The following is an 18,572-nucleotide window of genomic DNA, read 5'->3' as shown; positions in this document are numbered from 1 at the left end:
GCTTTGATTTCGCTTCATTAAAGACTTGTCCGACCAACTCCGTCCATTTCCTTATTTGTTGTTTACTTTTTTCGTGGAAGTTAAGTCAAATGTCACACTTTTAATGATGTACTGATACTTGTTACATATTGATTTTTGATTTGAGTATTTTTTGGTGAAAATTAAGTGCTACAGATTGTTAAAGTCAATGGTCTTTCTCAGTATAAAAACCACGTCTTATCGCTATATAATGGCAAGTTAACAGCTAATTTGTCTGCATTTAATTTTCCTAGCAGAATAACCAGTCGTACATTACAATCCTGCCACATAAAAATCACAAGTTACACACAAGGTATATCAAGCACATTCTAAGTGGCATTAAAGACCACTATAGCTTGTATAGCTCAATTCCCCCTTGTATTTATAGCAACCCTACATTCGCTATAAATACAAAAATAACGTGAAAGGTCCCGAGTAAAGATGAGTCCCGAAAAGCACCTCCTAGATTGGCAAACTAGTCAAACCATTGCTGAATCCATCGCTCCAACTTTAGGTCAGTTATACCGCCAAAAAGGCGTAGAAGTTATCCTCTTCGGTAAGACCCTAGTTAACGCGACAACTATCGACATCATCAAAGCTCACCGCATCGCAAAACGTTACACTGGTTCCCCGCTAACCGCAGAACAGACTCAACCAATCATTCAACACCTTCTCACTATGGACTTGTCTCCATGTCGTATCGATGTTGGTCGCCTTGCTCATACATTCTGGCAAGATCGCGAAGACACACACGGGTTGGATGATTTCCTACAAACTGCACTTTTAGAATCGCTTGAAGGCGATGCGATGACAGAACCTCGCGATGTTGTCTTGTACGGTTTTGGTCGTATTGGCCGCTTGCTGACTCGTTTATTGATCGAGAAAAGTGGCCCAGGTTACCCACTACGTTTACGTGCAATTGTTGTTCGTGGCGGTAAAGATGGTGACTTAGAAAAACGTGCAAGCTTGCTACGTCGTGACTCTGTTCATGGCCAATTCAATGGCAGCATCGTGGTAGACCAAGAACGTAAAGCGATCATCGTTAACGGTAACTTTATCCAAGTTATCTACGCAAACAAGCCAGCAGAAGTGGATTACACCGCTTACGGCATCGAGAATGCACTTGTGGTTGATAACACAGGTGTGTGGCGTGACGCTGAAGGCCTAAGCCAACACGTTGCGTGTAATGGTGCGAAGAAGGTTCTACTGACTGCGCCAGGCAAAGGTGAAATCAAGAACGTCGTATTTGGTGTGAATCAAAATGACATTCAACCAGAAGACACGATCATCTCTGCTGCAAGCTGTACAACAAACGCGATTACGCCAGTATTGAAAGCGGTGCATGACAAGTTTGGTGTTCTATCTGGTCACATCGAAACGGTTCATTCATTTACCAATGACCAAAACCTGATCGACAACTTCCACTCAGGTGATCGTCGTGGCCGTGCCGCTTCGCTGAACATGGTTCTGACATCAACAGGTGCTGCGAAAGCCGTATCGAAAGCGATGCCAGAAATGGAAGGTAAGCTAACAGGTAATGCGATTCGCGTACCGACGCCAAACGTTTCAATGGCAGTCGCAAACTTGAACCTTGAGAAAGGCACAAACAAAGAAGAGTTGAACGAATACTTGCGTGAAATGGCGCTATCTTCTGTTTTGTCTGCGCAAATTGATTACACAGATTCGACTGAGATTGTATCTACAGACATCGTTGGTTCTCGTCATCCAGGCGTGGTTGACGGTGTTGCAACTATCGCGCAAGACAACCGCGCTGTTCTCTACATTTGGTACGACAACGAATTTGGCTACAGCTGCCAAGTTGTTCACTGTATGGAGCAGATGATGGGTGTTCGTTACAAGACATATCCTGAAGTATAAATTGCTTAGATTCTATTACTTCCTTAGATTCTATAAACAGTTTTAGGTAACCAGCTCCACAACATAATAATTATATCTGCGAAGTCTGTAATGGGCTTTGCAATCCTTCTTGTTTTGCTCCCCCGTATAAACAGGAAGGTTGCCACTTAGATCTGCTCTCTCTATCTGATCTAAGTGGCCTTTTTACATCTGTTACTTTAATTTTGATCTCTATTCCGCCAACCTTGTCTTCATCACTCTAACAAAGCTAGACTTCACATCTGTTACAGCTCAACCTCAACATCTGATTGGATCGAACTCGAACATGCGAGTACGTAACCCTGCTCAATCTGTTCTGGCGTCAATGTTTCTTGGCTGCTTGACTCAACCGTTCCTTTAGTAACTTTACACTTACACGAACCACAAATACCACTGCGACAAGCGATGATAATTGGAACACCTGCCTTTTCTAATGAATCTGCTAATGGTGTGCCAGCTTCCGCCTCAACTTCAGCTCCGAACGCAGGTACAAATACCTTAACGACACTATTCGAATCCGCAGACGCTTCTGCTTGTGATTCTTCTGAGGCAGTATTGCTATTGGCTAGTGAATTATTACTTTGAGTCGCGGGAGTAAAACTTTCTTGGTAGAAATTTTCCATGTTGAACTCAAGTTCTTTCAGGTAGCTTTCGATATCTTGCATAAAGCCAACAGGGCCGCATAGGTAAACGGTTCTGTCTAAGATGTCAGGGCTCAGTTTGACTAGCCAATTCTTATCTAATCGACCTTGAGGAACCGTAGTACCCTCATTGTCTTTCAACAACAACTTAAGGTTGAAATTGGCATGGGTTTCATCCAATTGATGAAGCTCTTCAAAGTATATGGTTTCACGCTTATTGCGCGCCATATGAACAAAGTCGATTTCGATACCACTGTCTTGAGACAACCAATATTTCACCATCGCCATTACAGGCGTGATCCCACAACCAGCACTCACTAGCGTCACTTTTTTAGTTTCTGTTGGCACGCAGTCGATGCAGTTGAACGCGCCTGCAGGTTTCAATACTGAAACCTCATCGCCTTCATCAAGCTCATCGACAATAAAGTTGGAAACTAAACCACCGTCAACACGCTTTACTGTCAACTTCAAACGGTTATCTTCGGGACAAGAAGCAACAGAGTATGCACGATAGTCAGTTTTTGTCGGCATATCTAAACCTAGGGTGATGAATTGCCCAGGCTTAAAGTTGAAATGTAGGTCTTCTGGAATACTGCCTAGCTCAAAGCTGACCGTATCTGCAGTCTCATGCCATTTCTTTAAACATACTAAATTAATTGAATCGCTATCTGACCATGCATACATAGTTCGCGCACCTTGCTGATGACTAAATGATTAAATGACTGAAGATTTAAATCTAAAAAGCCCCGTCGTTGTATGTTCTTAGAAAGAACCGAAACAACAACGAGGCTTGGGATTGACCTAAATTAAGCCGCTAAGATTGTTTTAAGATCTTGTTCTGGCGTTGAGATAGAACGCATATCGAACTCATCTTGCATAATCTTTAGTAGGTTTTCAGTTAGGAAGGCAGGTGCCGTTGGGCCCGTGTAAATGCCTTTAACACCAAGAGCAAACAATGTCAGTAAGATAACAATCGCTTTTTGCTCGAACCAAGACAAAACGAGCGTTAGTGGCAGTTCATTGATACCACAATCAAACTCTTGAGACAGTGCGATAGCAAGCTGAATCGCTGAGTAAGCATCGTTACATTGACCAACATCTAACAGACGAGGGATACCGTTAATATCGCCAAATTGGTTTTTGTTGAAACGGAACTTACCACACGCTAGCGTTAGGATAATTGAATCTTCTGGCGCTTGTGCTGTGAAGTCTGTGTAGTAGCTACGCTCAGATTTGTCACCGTCACAGCCACCCACTAGGAAGAAGTGCTTGATGTTGCCTTCTTTCACTTGCTCAACGACTGCAGGAGCCGCTTCCATCAGTGCGTTACGACCAAAACCGACAGTGATCATTTGCTCGATCTCATCATGTTTAAAGCCTTCTTGCTCTAGCGCGCAGTCGATTACAGCGCTGAAGTCATCACCTTCAAGGTGAGCAACACCAGGCCAGCCTACGATGCTACGAGTAAATAGACGGTCAGCATAAGTACCTACATCAGGGTTCAATAGACAGTTTGACGTCATTACAATTGCGCCAGGGAAGTTAGCGAACTCTTTTTGCTGATTCTGCCAAGCGCTACCGTAGTTACCCGCAAGGTGTGGGTACTTGTTTAATTCTGGGTAGCCGTGTGCAGGTAGCATCTCACCGTTAGTGTAAACGTTGATGCCTTTACCTTCAGTTTGTTGAAGGATCTTTTCTAGATCATGCAGGTCGTGACCAGAAACAAGAATACAGTGGCCTTTCTTAGTTTTTACGTTCACAGTTGTTGGCTGTGGGTGACCAAATGTATCAGTCTCGCCTTTATCCAACATTTCCATTACTTTGTAGTTCATCAAGCCAATCTGCATTGATGTATCTAGCAACTGTTTTAGGTCTGATGGATCAGTACCTAGAAATGCCATGATTTCGTGGTATTCAGCAAAAATAGCGTTGTCAGTTTGGCCAAGAACACGAGCGTGCTCCATATAAGCCGCCGCGCCTTTTAGACCGTATAGACATAGAAGGCGAAGACCAATCACATCTTCATGTTGAGAGTCATGACCACGGTTTACCGCAGCTTGAGGCGCAAGAGCGAGAAGCTCTGAAGAATCTGTTGGAAGTTCGAATTGAGCGGCTGAAGATAACGCTGGAATTTCAAAACCGATCAAGGTTGCAGCAGCACGAACGTTTTGCTCTAAACGTTGTTTGAATTCATGAGATTGCTGTGCAAATTCAATGATACGAGCAGGGTCGAAGTTAACGTTAGTTAATGTCGCGAAGAACGCTTTTGGTGCCCACTCATCAATTTCAGTATCAATAACATCGCAAGCGCGACCTAAATTAGCCCAAAAAGAAACACCTTGGAGAGAGTACACCAACACATCTTGAAGATCGGATACTTCCGACGTTTTTCCACACATACCTTGTGCGAAAGAACAGCCTTTTACGGTTGGCGTTTGAATTGTTTGTTCACATTGAATACAGAACATATAGGGGCTCCCAGTAATTTTTTAATAGCTGTAAGTACTTTGCTTACAGTAACTTATTCCAAACTCTATAGAGCATCAAACGTGCCAACTTTTAAGCTGTTGATTTTAAATGACTTAGTTGAAATCCATATTTTTAGTGCGTGATTGTGACTACATATAAACCCTCAATTCACACACACCTGAGTCATAGTGACTCTCTGAGATTAATTAACAGTGTTCATGTTTCGTTCAGAATAGAAGCGATATAGTAGCAACATAGAAAAAGAGGAATGAATATGAAAAATATATTAGTTACGATTGTTGCGTTGTTTACTGGCCTATTGGCGCTATTCACTAGCTTGATCCTTGCTATTCCTTTAGCTATTGCAGCTTTAATCACTGGCAAGCGCATTCAGAATCAAATGAAAAAGCAAGGCTTCACAGCTCATATGAACACTAGTCAGTCATCAACCAATGATGCCGGTGTTATTGAAGGCGAATATGAAGACCTTTCAAACAAAAAATAGTCTAAGCTTTTGCTTCAGGACAAAACACGACAGAGACAACATTAAACAATGCCAAGAAAGACAATTCTTACGCTTATTGCCTTAACAACTTTCGGTCTCGTTGGCTGCTCCAGCGAGACCATTGAACCCGCTTACGAAACCTCTCCAAACTTGCCCGAATATCAGCAAGAGACTTTTGACGCATACGTGAACGACACTCAAGATTGGTTGCTGAAAAACCGCGTGTTCATGACCGAAAATAAGCAACTAGAGATTCAACTTAATTCTCCGACAGAATATCAACCCGCTTCCCCGAACGGGAAGGCCGTGTTGTTAGTTCATGGATTAGGTGACTCACCCTACTCATTTAAAGACATCGCCACGCATCTAGCAGAACAAGGTTACCTTGTGAGAACGGTATTGCTTCCCGGTCATGGCAGTCGTGTGGGCGACTTAATGCAACCAAGCTTGGAAGATTGGCAAGGTGTGGTCGCTCATCATACTAAGCTGCTAGAACAAGAATACGATTCCGTGTGGCTTGGTGGCTACTCAACAGGTGCGAACCTCGTAACGTCACAGGCGATGAATGATCCAAAAATATCAGGGTTATTACTGTTCTCTCCTGCGTTTCAACCGAGCTCATCAGCCGTGCAATACGCGGGGCTAGCAAGCTACTTTGTTACTTGGGCTGATCAAGATCCTGAAGACAATATACTGCGTTATAACTCTCTACCAATGAACGGCGCGTCCGTTTACTACGAGACATCAGAAGTGGTTCGCGAAGATCTACAGGATAAGCACTTCGATAAACCGGTGTTTATTATGATGAGTGAAGGCGACAGTGTGATTGACACCAACTTCGTTCAACAGGCCTTTACTAAGTCGATGCCTAACCCAAACAATGTGTTGGTTTGGCAAGGAGAATCCGCACTCGAGGATCCTCGCGCTATTCAATACAGCATGAAGATTCCAGAGCAACGTATCTCAAATGGTTCTCACATGGGCTTGTTGTTCTCACCTAGCAATCCGTACTACGGAGTCAATGGTAGTGAGAAGATCTGTTCTAATGGGCAGGCTGAAGGCTTTGAAGAGCAGTGCAACGCGACAAGTGAAGTTTGGTACTCAGCGTGGGGATACATTGAAGATGGGAAAAACCATGCTCGCCTAACCTACAACCCTTACTTTTCGGATTCAATGGCTAAGCTTGATGCTGTACTGAACTCTGAAGGTTAAAAGCTCTTTGATTAAATACACAAAAGGCTCACTAGATAACGTCTAGTGAGCCTTTTTAATGAATATCATTTTTCGATATAAGGTTAGCTGTCGCTATATCATCCAGACAACACGAACAGCCAGCAGGATCAAAACCACACCTGAAAGTCGATCTATAAGCTGCGCTTTCGAGCGAATACGCTCTACGATAAGCGGACTAGATAACACCAGTGTGATAAAGGTATACCAAAGGCCATCAACAATCAGTGGTGTTGAAACAATAATAACTTGATTGGTGAGTTCATTACCTAAAGCTACGAACTGGCTAAACAAAGCAATAAAAAACAGCGCGATCTTTGGACTCAAGATAGAGATCAAGAAAGCCTCACGAGCAGACTGCATATAGCTCATCTGTTCACCCGCTTCCAGTTTCGCTGCAACGCCACCTTTCGAACGTAGCGCATTCACGCCAAGATAAAGTAAATACGCGGCACCCGCTAAGCTGATTCCCTTAAATAACATCGGAGATTGTTCAAGTAACACCGCTAAACCGACAATCGTTGCGAACGCATAAATGCCAATGCCAGCAGCGTGTGACCAAGCTGCGATAAGCCCATTCATGCGACCACCAGCCAAACTATGTTTAGCAATCATTGCCAAGCTTGGGCCTGGAGACATCGCACCCAATAAGCAGATCGCTAATAAAGAAAACCAAATTGTTACTGTCATCATTCCATTCCTAGTAAAACAATGCGTTCCAACTGAACGCTCTACATTTATTACTTAATACTTAATACTTAATACTTAATACTTACCATAATTCGCAGCAGGTATAATTTGAAATCAAAGATTTTCATCATAGGCATGATTTTAAATCATACTGATATTGTAACTCGACTTTTGCATGGCTTGGAATGCCTTTTCTCGCGCCCATTTGTGTGCAGAGTCATTGTCATACTTGGGGTGCCACATTAACCAATAGGTATGCATTTCAGTATCAAACGGCAAAGAAAAGTAAGTAGTATCGAGGTGTCGCCCCAAGTTATAAGCGATATGTTCAGGCACAATCATTAAATAATCGTCTTGCATCAACACCGTGCCTGCCGACGAGAAAAACGGAACCTGCAAAGCAACTCTGCGCTTGAGACTTTGTTTCTTTAATGCAATGTCCGCGTAGCTGTCTTTATCTCCCCCACCCGTCACTTTAATGTGTGAGTACTTAACGATGTCTTCTGCACTCAAAATCGATTGCTGAGCTAATGGGTGAGATTTGCGCATCAAGCATACCGATTTATCTTCACCAAGCTTAATACTCGATACGTGCTCTGGCTTTTGGGGAAACATGCTGGAAGCTAAGTGAATACCCAACTCGTTCAGTGCTTCAAGATAATTGGGCTGCCACAAACGGAAAGCTAAATTAATATTCGGGGCTTCTTTGGAGACTTCAGAGACAATGACAGGAAGGATATACTGAGCAACATAATCGCTGGAAGACAACACCAATTCACCCTGCCAGTCTTGTGGTTCAAAGGGTTTATCATCCAATAGATGGTCGAACTCGCCCAACAAGTCATCGAGCTTGCTTTTAAGCAACAGAGCACGGTTGGTAGGAACCAGTTTGTTGCCATCACGAACAAGCAAAGGATCGCCACATAAATCCCTAAGCTGAGCTAATTGACGGCTCACCGCCGATTGCGTGATATGCAAGCGCTGAGCAGATCGGCTTACATGACATTCTTCAAGAAGCACATGCAGAGAACGCAGCAAATTTAAATTAATATTCCCGAGCAAAATTTAGGCTCCTACCAAGATTAAAGACCCTAACAAGGTTAAAGATCCTAACAAGATTAAAGTTCCTAGCATAATGGATAAGACCTAACATGGATGACCTTGCGAATTCTGTTTGTTAAAAAACTCAGTCAAAACTGTATGCGTCATGAGGTGACGTAGGTCTGAGTAGCTTTGCAATTGATCGCGGACTTGATTCAAACGCTCCATGCTCTCCACTTCAACGTACAACATCATATCAGTCTCTCCACTGATTGAATGGCACCACTGGACACCATCAATACTCTGGATACGTTTCGCGTAAGACTCACAACTATGGTCACTGCTCGATAGATCAAACTTCAATGTAATATAAGCGCACACATTCTTAGGCTGATCAGGTTCTGCTATCTGCGCGCAGTATCCTGTAATCACCTTATCGTTTTCTAATTTCTTGATTCTGGCATTGACTGCAGAGCGAGAAAGGCTCACATCTCTAGCAATATCGCTCACCGAGCATCGAGCGTTAATTTTGAGGATATCTAAAATTTGGCGATCAAATTTATCCATGATTGCGATAACTTCCATTATTGTTCTATTTATAGAGACTAATTTGACACAATTCCCCTCGATAGAACAGCCAACACTTTCACGTTCAATCGAGTTAATACCGTTAAAATGACGGTGTCTTAAGACGTTTCGCTAGCTGTATTATTGATAGCGACAATGTATGCTTTCAAACACAATGCAGAGTATGCACTCTGCACCTCCATTTTAAGTAACGACAACACCGCACTACCAGCAAGGACAGCGAATGACGCAACTCAAACAAGAGATCACGTTGATCTCAGGAATCGGACAACTCTCGACCACTTTGTTAGGTACCGGGTTATTCATGATTCCAGCTATCGCAGCAGGAATCGCAGGGCAGTTATCACTGTTAGCTTGGTTAATTCTGTTTATCGCCATTTGTCCAATCGCCCTAACCTTTGCAGCATTGGGAAAGCGTTACCCCAATGCAGGTGGCACAGCGTATTTTGTTCGCCAGGCTTTCAACGAGCGATTAGAAACCAGCGTGGCGTGGTTATTCGTGAGTGTTGTTCCTGTAGGAATCCCAGCCGCAATTGCCTTAGCCGGAGGTTTCGCTCAACAGTTATTACCTGCGCCACTCGATACGCCTCTTGGAGCTCAATTCTTTACCGTTGCACTGCTTATTGTGGTTAACCTTATGGGCAGTAAGTCATCTGGCCGACTCCAAACTATTATTGCACTCTCGATCTTTGCGTTGGTCAGTGCTTTCGTTTGGAAAGCAGACATTACACCGGCCGACATCCAGATTCCAGCCATCACATCAGATTCAATATGGTCAATTGGAGCGGCGCTTGCGGTGATGTTTTGGTGCTTTGTAGGGATAGAAGCCTTTGCTCACATGGGGGAAGAATTTAAAAATCCACAACGTGATTTTCCAATCGCGATCATTGCAGGGTGTTTTGTTGCGGGTATCGTCTACTGGGCGTGCTCAGTGGTGATCATCAAAGTGGGCGCTTATGGCTCTCCTGAATTTGACGCAACTTCAATACCATGGGTGACCGAGCAACTGTTTGGAAATGGATTTAAAACGGTGATCAGTGTCCTAGGATTCTTTGCATGTTTTGCAAGCCTAAACCTTTACACTCAAAGCTTGTCTCGTATGGTTTGGGCTCAGGCTCGTCAACACAGGCCTGAAAGTCGAATGGCAAAGCTTAACAGCCATGGCGTACCTCTTTACCCAACCTTAGCCATTGGCTTTATTGCGCTTATCTCGTGCGTAATTGGCGAACTATCTGATTTGGATCTGGAGTTCTTTCTCAAGCTCGCTAACGGTATTTTTGTTTTAGTTTATCTGCTCGCAATGTTAGCGGCTTGCCGATTACTCACTGGCGTTTCTAGATACACAGCGATGGTTTCATTGGTTATCTGTACTTTGGTGTTTATCTGCTTAAGTTGGTCGATGCTTTATGCTGTCATTGTTTTTGTGACATTGTCACTCCCTTGGCGTAAATGGTTGGGTAAGCCGACGGTTTCTATCGACAAGTTGTAAGATAAAGCTGACGACAAATATCGGTAAAACCACAAAAACTACCGTTAAACCCATAGCAATTATTGGTAAAGCTCACAACACTATTGGTAAAAAAGCCGAGCGATCTCTTTGATCTTCGGCTTTACATCATTTAAACGGATGTTACCAAAACCCAATACCACGGCATTCCAGTCACGCGCAGTACTCGACCCATATTCATAAAAATCAAACGGTCGAATCACTATATTTTCTTGCTCCGCTCTACGACTCCACTCCTGTTCAGATATGCCTTGATACCACTTCACGGTCACATGTAGCCCTGCCGCTTGACTAATCACTTCAAGATCGTCATGAAACTCACTTTTAATCACTTCTATCATCGCTTCATGCTTGAGTTTGTATGAACGACGCATCTTTCTAATATGACGCAATAAATCGCCTTCGCGAACAAAATCCGCCAAAGCTTCTTGTGTATGAGACGCCGTGTCTCCACTGAGCGCGTCTTTAATCTCCAGACACTTAGCAACTAATTGCGCTGGCACCACCAAGTAGCCTAAACGAAGGCCATTGAACATCACCTTGCTCATTGAGCCAACATAGATAATTCGGTCATCGAACCCTAACTTGCCTGCCAAGCCTTGCATGCTGGTGTAAGGTCGATGAGCAAACTGAAACTCACTGTCGTAGTCATCCTCTATGATCCAGGATTGATGTTTGTTGGCCCAATCGATGAGTTTAAGCCGTTGCTCAGTGTTGAGCGTTGTGCCCATCGGGTATTGATTACTAGGAGTGACATACAAAGCCTTAGCATCACAGGCGAGAATTTTTTCAATATCGAGCCCAACTTTCTCTCGGACACTTACACCGTCTAATTCAAGCTTCAATAAATCGACAATTTTATGTACTTGTCGGTAACCAGGCTCTTCCATAAGAATTTTATCGCCCATCCCCAAGGTCGCCATTAAACCTATTGAGATTGCTTGCTGTGCACCTGCTGTGATAATAATTCTATCGGCATGACAGCGAACCGAACGACTACTTGCCAAGTAACCACTTAACGCCTCTCTCAAAGCCAAACTCCCTTGAACATCTTGATTGCCCGCAATGTTCTGACGCGTCGAGTGACGTTGCAGCAGCCTCTGCCATTTAGCAAAAGGGAATGCATCAAGGTCAGGCACACCCGGTGCAAAATTGCGATTGATGTCATTAGGTACGGTTCTGATGCCACTTGACTAACTCGCATCTTTATTAACTTTCGTATTAGGCTGCGCGTCTAGAGTAACTTGTGTATCCAAAGGCATAGGTTTACTCAGATGAGACAAACTTAGGAAGTGCTCCGGTTGTTCAACTGAGACATAAAAGCCCGAACCTTGCTTGCTCTCGATATAGCCTTCGGTGACCAGTTGTTCATACGCGTAAATCACCGTATTTCGACTCACCGATAACTCAACGGCTAGCTTACGCGTTGAAGGTAACTTGCAGCCCTTACTCCATAAATCGTGAACGATCTTCTCTCTGATCGCGTGAAATAAGGCGGTTTGACGCGTGTCATGTTGCTCGTCTAACTTTAGGTCACCGACATCAATAGGCTGCATAACTGGATCCAAATAGTGTTTAAAAGTGGCTCTATTTAATAGACCAGTTAATCGCTACATTAATCAAAAGGCAATGATTAAGGAGCGATTATGTTATCTAACACGAAAAGAACCACGATTAAAAAAGGGGCTCATAAGGCCGTATTTGAACAAGAGAAGCTGCATAAAATCATCGACGAGAGCTTAATCGCACACATCGCATTACAAGGTGAACAAGGTCCGATGGTTATCCCAATGCTCGCATGGCGAGTGGGCGACATAGTCTATATCCATGGCGCTAAAAACAGCCGATTATTGAAAGGCCTAAAAAAGGGAGAGCCAACCTGCCTAACATTCACTTTGTTTGATGGATGGGTGTTGGCTCGCTCTGCATTTCATCATAGTGCGCACTACCGTTCAGCGGTGGTATTCGGGTCTTTCTCTGTAATTGATGACAACCAAGAAAAAGATCGCTTATTGAACATCTTCATTGAGCAAATAGCACCGGGCAGAACCGATGAAGTCAGGCTCAGTAATGAGAAAGAGCTCACCGCGACCGAACTATTAGCGATACCGTTAACAGAAGCCTCCGTCAAAATTGGTAAGCATGGGGTTAATGATGATAAAACCGACATGGATACCCCTGTTTGGGCAGGCGTATTGCCTTATCGCACCGTTGTTGGGCCATTAGAGACGGTTCCAGAACAGGAAGGTCTTGTCGATAAACCTGACTACCAAGCAGCCTATGGCGAACGTTGGTATCAGAATTAGTATTCTATAATGGTCAATGCGATAAAATTGTATACAATCTGACTTGTCAAAAATTTAACATAGTCAGAAAATGCAGAAGAATAAGGACATTCTCCCACTTCAAGGCTTGGTCAATGGTATTGGGCAAGTCTATTTCACACCGTCTATCATGACGTCACTTCTGTTGTTTCTTGCTATCTCTATTGAATCACTTGCACTGGCTTTCCTTACCCTGCTTGGCGCCAGTTGCAGCTATGCATTGGCCTTCTATATCTTTACCTTTATCAACACCAACAAACCAGCTGACGATATTGATATTGATAGTGGTATGTATGCGCTAAATGGGGCTTTAATTGGTTTATTTATCGGGAACTTCTTTGGTGTCACACCATTGTTGACTCTAGTGACAATATTAGGTGCATTACTTACCGTACCCATTGCCAGTGTGGTATTTAGCTTTAAGAAGTATCGCGGTTACACCAGTGCCTTTGTTATTACGTCTTGGCTTATTTATGCGACCCAATCAATCTTCGACCTGTCGGCATTTTCTACATCCAACTCCACACTGATGCCAATAATCAGTTTTGAGACAAACTCGTGGTTCAACCTGCCGTCAGTAGTGACCCTATGGCTAAAAGGGATAAGCCAAGTCAGCTTCATCGAAAATGCGTTGTCAGGGCTCGTTATCTTAATCGCCATCGCGCTTAACAACCTAAAGCATGCCACTTGGGTTGTGCTAGCAGTAATAATGAGCACCATTTTTAGTAAGATGATTGGTGCTTCTAACGAACTGGTAGCCCAAGGTCTTTATGGGTACAACGCCATCCTTGCAACTCTTGCGCTTGTACTGTATCCACGAATCCCATGGGCCTTAATCCTATTAGGAATGCTTCTAAGTTGTCTCATCACGCTCGGCTTTCATGAGTTGTCACTACTGCCGCTGACAGCTCCTTTTATCCTCAGTACCTGGATTATCGTTTACCTAGCCACTCACTTTAAAAAGCGAGCCAAAGACGAATGAAGTGATGATCAGCACTCACTATCAAAACGCTCAATATATTGCTTTGGCGTTAAGCCTCGGTGTTTTTTAAACATTCGATTGAAGCTCGCGACGTTGGTGTAACCTAACCTCTTCGCAATTTCATCTATCGGTACTGAATACATCAACAATTCAACGACAACATTACTCAACGCATAACCCATAATTGTTGAGAAATTAACGCCAGCTTTATGCAGTTTTCGTTGGAATTGCTGCTCCGACAATCCTAGCAAGCTGGAGACTTTATGTAGAGTTGGCAACCCGAAATGACGGCTGTAATTAATCATCTCGTAGGTCACCTTGTGCTCGTCCTCTGCGTCGGGCATGTTGAGATAGTTATCCAAGTCATGAAAGTTCATCGCGAGATTTGTTTTACTATTCGATGGTGATTGATTGATGGATAACCTCGACTCACTAGGGATCCAAACTTCTGTGCGAGGCTGCCCCCATTGAATCGTACAGCCGAAATATTCATGGTAGAGGTCAACGTTCTCTCGACGACCTGCAATTGAAACCGCTACGGGTTTAAAATCATCACCTAAATATCGACGTAAAATCTTCATAATGAAAATTGCGACTCTTATCGAGTCATGCACTTTACCCGTTTCTGAGTACGCAGGGTTGTCGTAGCACCATTTAATCATTGTCCCTACCTGCGCGCCGTATAAGAAAGCACCCGACTGCAAACAATGAAGTCCGATGTTGACTCTACGGATCGTCGAAGCAAGATCATGCCCAGAAAAAAACCAATTAGTTAACGGGCCTAACCTTTCAATATCAACTCGATCAGCCAATTTCAAAATGATATCCGGATCATTGGTTTGTAATTCCAACAAGCCAAACCATTTGTCGACTTCACTAACTGGAATAAGGTTCATTGAATTATTAAATACAGACTTCGGAATACCCAAACTGTCCGCATTAACCATAGGATTCGTCACGGCGTACCGATAGATTCCCAAAATCCCTAACGCTCTTAAGAAGTTACAATTACTCATTAATGGCAGACCTTTATAAATTCAATGACAGATCAAATCATATAGATAGCATTATCGAAGTAATTAGTAAATTTACAACTTGTAAATCCTACACCCATCACACTCGGTGCATCATTTAACTTAGGATTTATCAATGAGTTTAGTAAGTGTCCCATTTGTCGGAACCGGCGCCGATACCGCTCTACACGTCGTAGCAGGCGTTGTATTGATCGCAACTATCGCTGCTGCATGTTATGGGTTCTGGCGTGTGCATGAATTACCAATCAATAAAGCTCATAGCAAAGAGCACCAACAACTCGGCTTAATCACCGCATTAACTTGGATTGGTTTTATATGGCACTGGGTATGGGTACTTGCCGTTATCTTGGCCTTTGTCGATATGGAAAAAGCCATCATTAACCTAAGAGACACATGGAAATCACCCACTAAATCTGACGTTCAACCAGAACAAAGTGATAAAAATGAGGAGAACCAAGTATGTTAGAAGGCTTAGCTATTTGGGCACTGTTCATTTACTTACTGAGATTGGTAGGTATGCCTTGGAACAAAGGTACCAAAGCGTTTGCTTATCTAGGGGGCACGTCTTGGTTAATGTTTGTTTGGGTTGGATTAATCAACTTCACTCCTATGGATCTCTCGGGTGGTTCAGTTGTTCAATCTCCGCATATTCAATTACGTCCAGACTCAACAGCAGTCACAGGGAAAACCACCAAGGTTCACATCAGCCCAAACCAAGATGTGGTTGAAGGGCAACTTCTTTACGAAATTGATGACACCAAGTATGTGATTGCGAGAGACAAAGCAAGCGTTCAACTTGAATCAACGGAAGTCGCTTTAGACACTGCTCGCCAAGAAGTCAGCATTGCTAAAATTAGCTATCAGTCGGCGCTTGAAGACATTAAAACTTCTATTGCACAGATAGAGTCAGCAAAGACGGACTTAGTACTGCAATCTAAGACTCTCGATCGTTACCAGAAACAAAATAGTGTCGTAGAACATACGATTACTGAAACTGACATCGACCAACAAACAGCGAAGGTAGACTTAGCGACTCACAATGTCACCACGCTGGAATCTCAACTCAGTAAAAAAGAAGTCGATGCCGAGAGCGCGAAATTAAACATCCACAAAGCTGAAACCAACGTTAGCAAGAAACAAACAGAGGTCGATTCTTCCAAGGCAACACTGGCGCAAGCACAATGGGACCTTAACAGCACCAAAGTAACAGCGCCGACCGATGGCTTTGTGACGAACTTTATCCTTCGTGAGGGTCAACGAGTCTCAATGATGCCTCGTATCCAGATGTATACCGAAGAAAAGTACGTGTTGATGCGAGTCAATCACCAAGCAATTCGTAATATTAAAGTGGGCCAGCCCGCAGAATTTGCTACTGCGGTATACCCAGGAAAAATATTCTCAGCAACCGTTGAAGGCATTGTTGAAGCAACAGGTGAAGCACAAGCTAGCTTATTAGGTATTGATGAACAGGTTCGTGTAACCACAGGTCGAAACCTTCAGAACAAGCATCACTTTGTTCGCTTAAGAATTGACGAAGCGGAAGACTACGATATTCCTGTCGGCTCTGTTGGACTAGCTTGGGTCAGCGGTGAGAAGCCAATTAGCTTTATGGCATTCCTAGACGTAATACGAGGAATCATCATTCGAATGAAGTCTCAATTGTACTTCTTCTACTCCATCTAACACTTCTCTTAGATGCAACAATACAAAGCCCGTGAGATCTGAGATCGCACGGGCTTTTTGTTTATTTCACCATTAATTGCAAGAAGAACACCACAGAAGTCAAAAAATTAAGCAACATTCGGTAATCGCTTCACCAACCTTACCCTCACGTAATTACCACAAATTGCAAAACGCAATTGCAAAACGCAACAGAGCATTACAAAAACGCGAAATAAACGCTTAAATACGCACCAGATTGCTATAAAACACCCATTTATCGTCGTTTTAAAAGTTGGCACACTAACTGCATTGTATATATTGACCCTTCTTAAGCCGAGGGTCACCTAGACAACTGACGTTGTTAGTGAACCTTTCTTGTTCACGATATATATAGGCCAATTGCGATTATTGCGATTGGCCATTTTTTTGCCTGCAATTTAAGAAATATCGCCCGCCCAATATACAGACACCCATTCATAAGTATAATAATCAACATTCATAGCCAACCATAAACAACAGATACCTGATGCGTTATAGAAAACGTTTTCTATTTATTTTAATAAAAAAATACAAATTATAAACTCATGTTTTATATTACTTTTAGTTCAATAACTGATTCCAAACTGCTTTTATTGACAAAATTAGCATTGACTGCGTCATTTATATCACCATAATGCGCACGTTTGCCTGCAATACGGCGATCGTTAATTCTAATTTTGATCATTTGCGGAGGTAAAAAATGGCTGCTGATAATAACTACAGTCTAGGGCCGGTTCCTACATCGGCGAGAAAAGGAGTCGCTTCACTGACCATGGTAATGCTTGGACTCACTTTCTTCTCTGCAAGTATGTGGACAGGTGGTTCACTCGGGACTGGTCTTTCATTCAACGACTTCTTCCTCGCCGTTCTCATCGGTAACCTAATTCTTGGTATTTACACTTCTTGTCTTGGCTACATCGGCTCTTCTACTGGCCTCTCTACTCACCTCCTCGCTCGTTTCTCATTCGGTACTAAAGGCTCATGGCTTCCTTCAGCTCTACTTGGTGGCACACAAATCGGTTGGTTTGGTGTGGGCGTCGCTATGTTTGCCATTCCGGTACAAAAAGCGACAGGGATTGATACCAACACCTTGATCATTGTGTCAGGGCTGTTAATGACGGGTACGGTGTACTTCGGTATTAAAGCGCTCATGGTGCTTTCAGCGATTGCCGTTCCTGCGATTGCGATTCTGGGTGGTTATTCCGTGTTAACAGCCGTTGACAGTGTTGGTGGTTTGGAACAGTTGCAGCTGATTGAACCAGAAACACCAATGGACTTCTCTATGGCGCTAGCAATGGTTGTGGGTTCATTCGTCAGTGCGGGTACGTTAACTGCCGATTTCGTTCGTTTTGGTAAAAAACCAGCGAGCGCCGTGTTAATCACAATGGTCGCGTTCTTTATTGGTAACTCACTGATGTTTATCTTTGGTGCTGCAGGTGCAGCGGCAACTGGTCATGCTGACATTTCAGATGTCATGATCGCACAAGGTCTTCTGCTTCCAGCCATCATCGTTCTAGGCTTGAACATCTGGACAACCAATGAAAACGCACTTTATGCGTCAGGTCTTGGTTTATCCAACATCACTGGCCGCTCAAGTACTACAATGTCTATCATCAACGGCATCGTGGGTACGATTTTCGCGCTTTGGCTGTACAACAACTTCGTCGGTTGGTTAACCTTCCTTTCGCTGGCAATTCCACCCATTGGTGGGGTAATCATCGCCGACTTCTTTGCGAACCGTAAACGTTACAAAGATTTTGCAAAAGCAGAGTTCCAAACCGTTAACTGGGCTGGCATTATCGCGGTAGCAACAGGCGTTGCCGCTGGTCACTTCCTTCCTGGCATCGTTCCTTTGAATGCCGTGTTTGGTGGTGCGATCAGTTACCTCGTGCTTAACCCTCTATTGAATAAAAACGCTCTGAAATCTCAGGCCGCTTAAGGACACA

Annotated in this window: 15 protein-coding genes and 1 pseudogene; 9 read left to right on the top strand and 7 right to left on the bottom strand. The window is 43.5% G+C overall.

From position 1 onward, the window contains the following. The first annotated feature begins 459 nt into the window (after positions 1 to 459). Positions 460 to 1,896, top strand: coding sequence for a glyceraldehyde-3-phosphate dehydrogenase (locus tag OCV36_RS18115; protein ID WP_017075853.1), 1,437 nt, complete (start codon positions 460 to 462; stop codon positions 1,894 to 1,896). Positions 1,897 to 2,159: 263 nt separating this feature from the next. On the opposite strand, the gene OCV36_RS18110 is transcribed toward OCV36_RS18115, so the two are convergent. Both OCV36_RS18110 and hcp read right to left on the bottom strand, forming a co-directional pair. Further along, positions 2,160 to 3,239, bottom strand: a complete 1,080-nt coding sequence (locus OCV36_RS18110) for a hybrid-cluster NAD(P)-dependent oxidoreductase (RefSeq protein WP_135458266.1) — start codon at positions 3,237 to 3,239, stop codon at positions 2,160 to 2,162. A 122-nt stretch (positions 3,240 to 3,361) separates the two neighbouring features. Beyond that, positions 3,362 to 5,023, bottom strand: coding sequence for a hydroxylamine reductase (hcp, locus tag OCV36_RS18105; protein ID WP_017075855.1), 1,662 nt, complete (start codon positions 5,021 to 5,023; stop codon positions 3,362 to 3,364). Positions 5,024 to 5,298: 275 nt separating this feature from the next. Between hcp and OCV36_RS18100 the strand changes: the two genes are divergently transcribed. Together OCV36_RS18100 and OCV36_RS18095 are read left to right on the top strand one after the other, a co-directional pair. Next, the gene (locus OCV36_RS18100) at positions 5,299 to 5,529 is read left to right on the top strand and encodes a hypothetical protein (protein ID WP_135458268.1); all 231 of its coding nucleotides are present in this window, start codon (positions 5,299 to 5,301) and stop codon (positions 5,527 to 5,529) included. Positions 5,530 to 5,577: 48 nt separating this feature from the next. Continuing rightward, positions 5,578 to 6,741 (top strand): alpha/beta hydrolase, encoded by a 1,164-nt coding sequence (locus OCV36_RS18095; protein WP_135458270.1) that lies wholly within the window; start codon positions 5,578 to 5,580, stop codon positions 6,739 to 6,741. Positions 6,742 to 6,834: 93 nt separating this feature from the next. On the opposite strand, the gene OCV36_RS18090 is transcribed toward OCV36_RS18095, so the two are convergent. The 3 genes from OCV36_RS18090 to OCV36_RS18080 form a co-directional block, all read right to left on the bottom strand. Further along, complete coding sequence (locus OCV36_RS18090; RefSeq protein ID WP_029225158.1) at positions 6,835 to 7,449, bottom strand: LysE family translocator; 615 nt, start codon at positions 7,447 to 7,449, stop codon at positions 6,835 to 6,837. 141 nt (positions 7,450 to 7,590) lie between these two features. Further along, entirely contained in the window at positions 7,591 to 8,511 is a 921-nt protein-coding gene (locus OCV36_RS18085) for a LysR family transcriptional regulator (protein WP_135458272.1), read from the bottom strand. An 84-nt stretch (positions 8,512 to 8,595) separates the two neighbouring features. Continuing rightward, the gene (locus OCV36_RS18080; RefSeq protein ID WP_029225160.1) at positions 8,596 to 9,057 is read right to left on the bottom strand and encodes an Lrp/AsnC family transcriptional regulator; all 462 of its coding nucleotides are present in this window, start codon (positions 9,055 to 9,057) and stop codon (positions 8,596 to 8,598) included. A 244-nt stretch (positions 9,058 to 9,301) separates the two neighbouring features. Here OCV36_RS18080 and yjeH point away from each other — a divergent pair, with 244 nt between their 5' ends. Continuing rightward, entirely contained in the window at positions 9,302 to 10,567 is a 1,266-nt protein-coding gene (yjeH, locus tag OCV36_RS18075) for an L-methionine/branched-chain amino acid transporter (protein WP_135458274.1), read from the top strand. An 80-nt stretch (positions 10,568 to 10,647) separates the two neighbouring features. Here yjeH and pdxR read toward each other — a convergent pair. Next, a pseudogene (gene pdxR, locus OCV36_RS18070) lies at positions 10,648 to 12,141 on the bottom strand (MocR-like pyridoxine biosynthesis transcription factor PdxR). 90 nt (positions 12,142 to 12,231) lie between these two features. Between pdxR and OCV36_RS18065 the strand changes: the two are divergent. Continuing rightward, complete coding sequence (locus tag OCV36_RS18065; RefSeq protein WP_135458276.1) at positions 12,232 to 12,891, top strand: pyridoxamine 5'-phosphate oxidase family protein; 660 nt, start codon at positions 12,232 to 12,234, stop codon at positions 12,889 to 12,891. A gap of 70 nt (positions 12,892 to 12,961) precedes the next feature. Further along, the gene (locus tag OCV36_RS18060; RefSeq protein ID WP_135458277.1) at positions 12,962 to 13,891 is read left to right on the top strand and encodes an urea transporter; all 930 of its coding nucleotides are present in this window, start codon (positions 12,962 to 12,964) and stop codon (positions 13,889 to 13,891) included. Between the two features lie 8 nt (positions 13,892 to 13,899). Here OCV36_RS18060 and OCV36_RS18055 read toward each other — a convergent pair whose 3' ends face one another. Beyond that, on the bottom strand, positions 13,900 to 14,907 hold the full coding sequence (locus OCV36_RS18055) for an AraC family transcriptional regulator (RefSeq protein ID WP_135458279.1): 1,008 nt from the start codon (positions 14,905 to 14,907) through the stop codon (positions 13,900 to 13,902). 133 nt (positions 14,908 to 15,040) lie between these two features. On the opposite strand from OCV36_RS18055, the gene OCV36_RS18050 reads away from it, so the two are divergent. The 3 genes from OCV36_RS18050 (at position 15,041) to codB (ending at position 18,565) form a co-directional block, all read left to right on the top strand. Further along, entirely contained in the window at positions 15,041 to 15,391 is a 351-nt protein-coding gene (locus OCV36_RS18050; protein ID WP_102553707.1) for an MFS transporter, read from the top strand. Beyond that, positions 15,385 to 16,608: an HlyD family secretion protein gene (locus tag OCV36_RS18045; RefSeq protein ID WP_135458281.1), complete on the top strand. Its 1,224-nt coding sequence runs from the start codon at positions 15,385 to 15,387 to the stop codon at positions 16,606 to 16,608. Before OCV36_RS18050 ends, OCV36_RS18045 begins: the two co-directional genes overlap by 7 nt. Positions 16,609 to 17,326: 718 nt before the next feature. Then, the gene (gene codB, locus OCV36_RS18040) at positions 17,327 to 18,565 is read left to right on the top strand and encodes a cytosine permease (protein ID WP_032497875.1); all 1,239 of its coding nucleotides are present in this window, start codon (positions 17,327 to 17,329) and stop codon (positions 18,563 to 18,565) included. Positions 18,566 to 18,572: the final 7 nt, after the last annotated feature.

This window comes from Vibrio echinoideorum (assembly GCF_024347455.1).
GTDB classification, from domain to species: Bacteria; Pseudomonadota; Gammaproteobacteria; order Enterobacterales; family Vibrionaceae; genus Vibrio; species Vibrio echinoideorum.
Note: the sequence above shows the minus strand (reverse complement) of the source record. Positions and strands in the feature narration are given on the sequence as shown.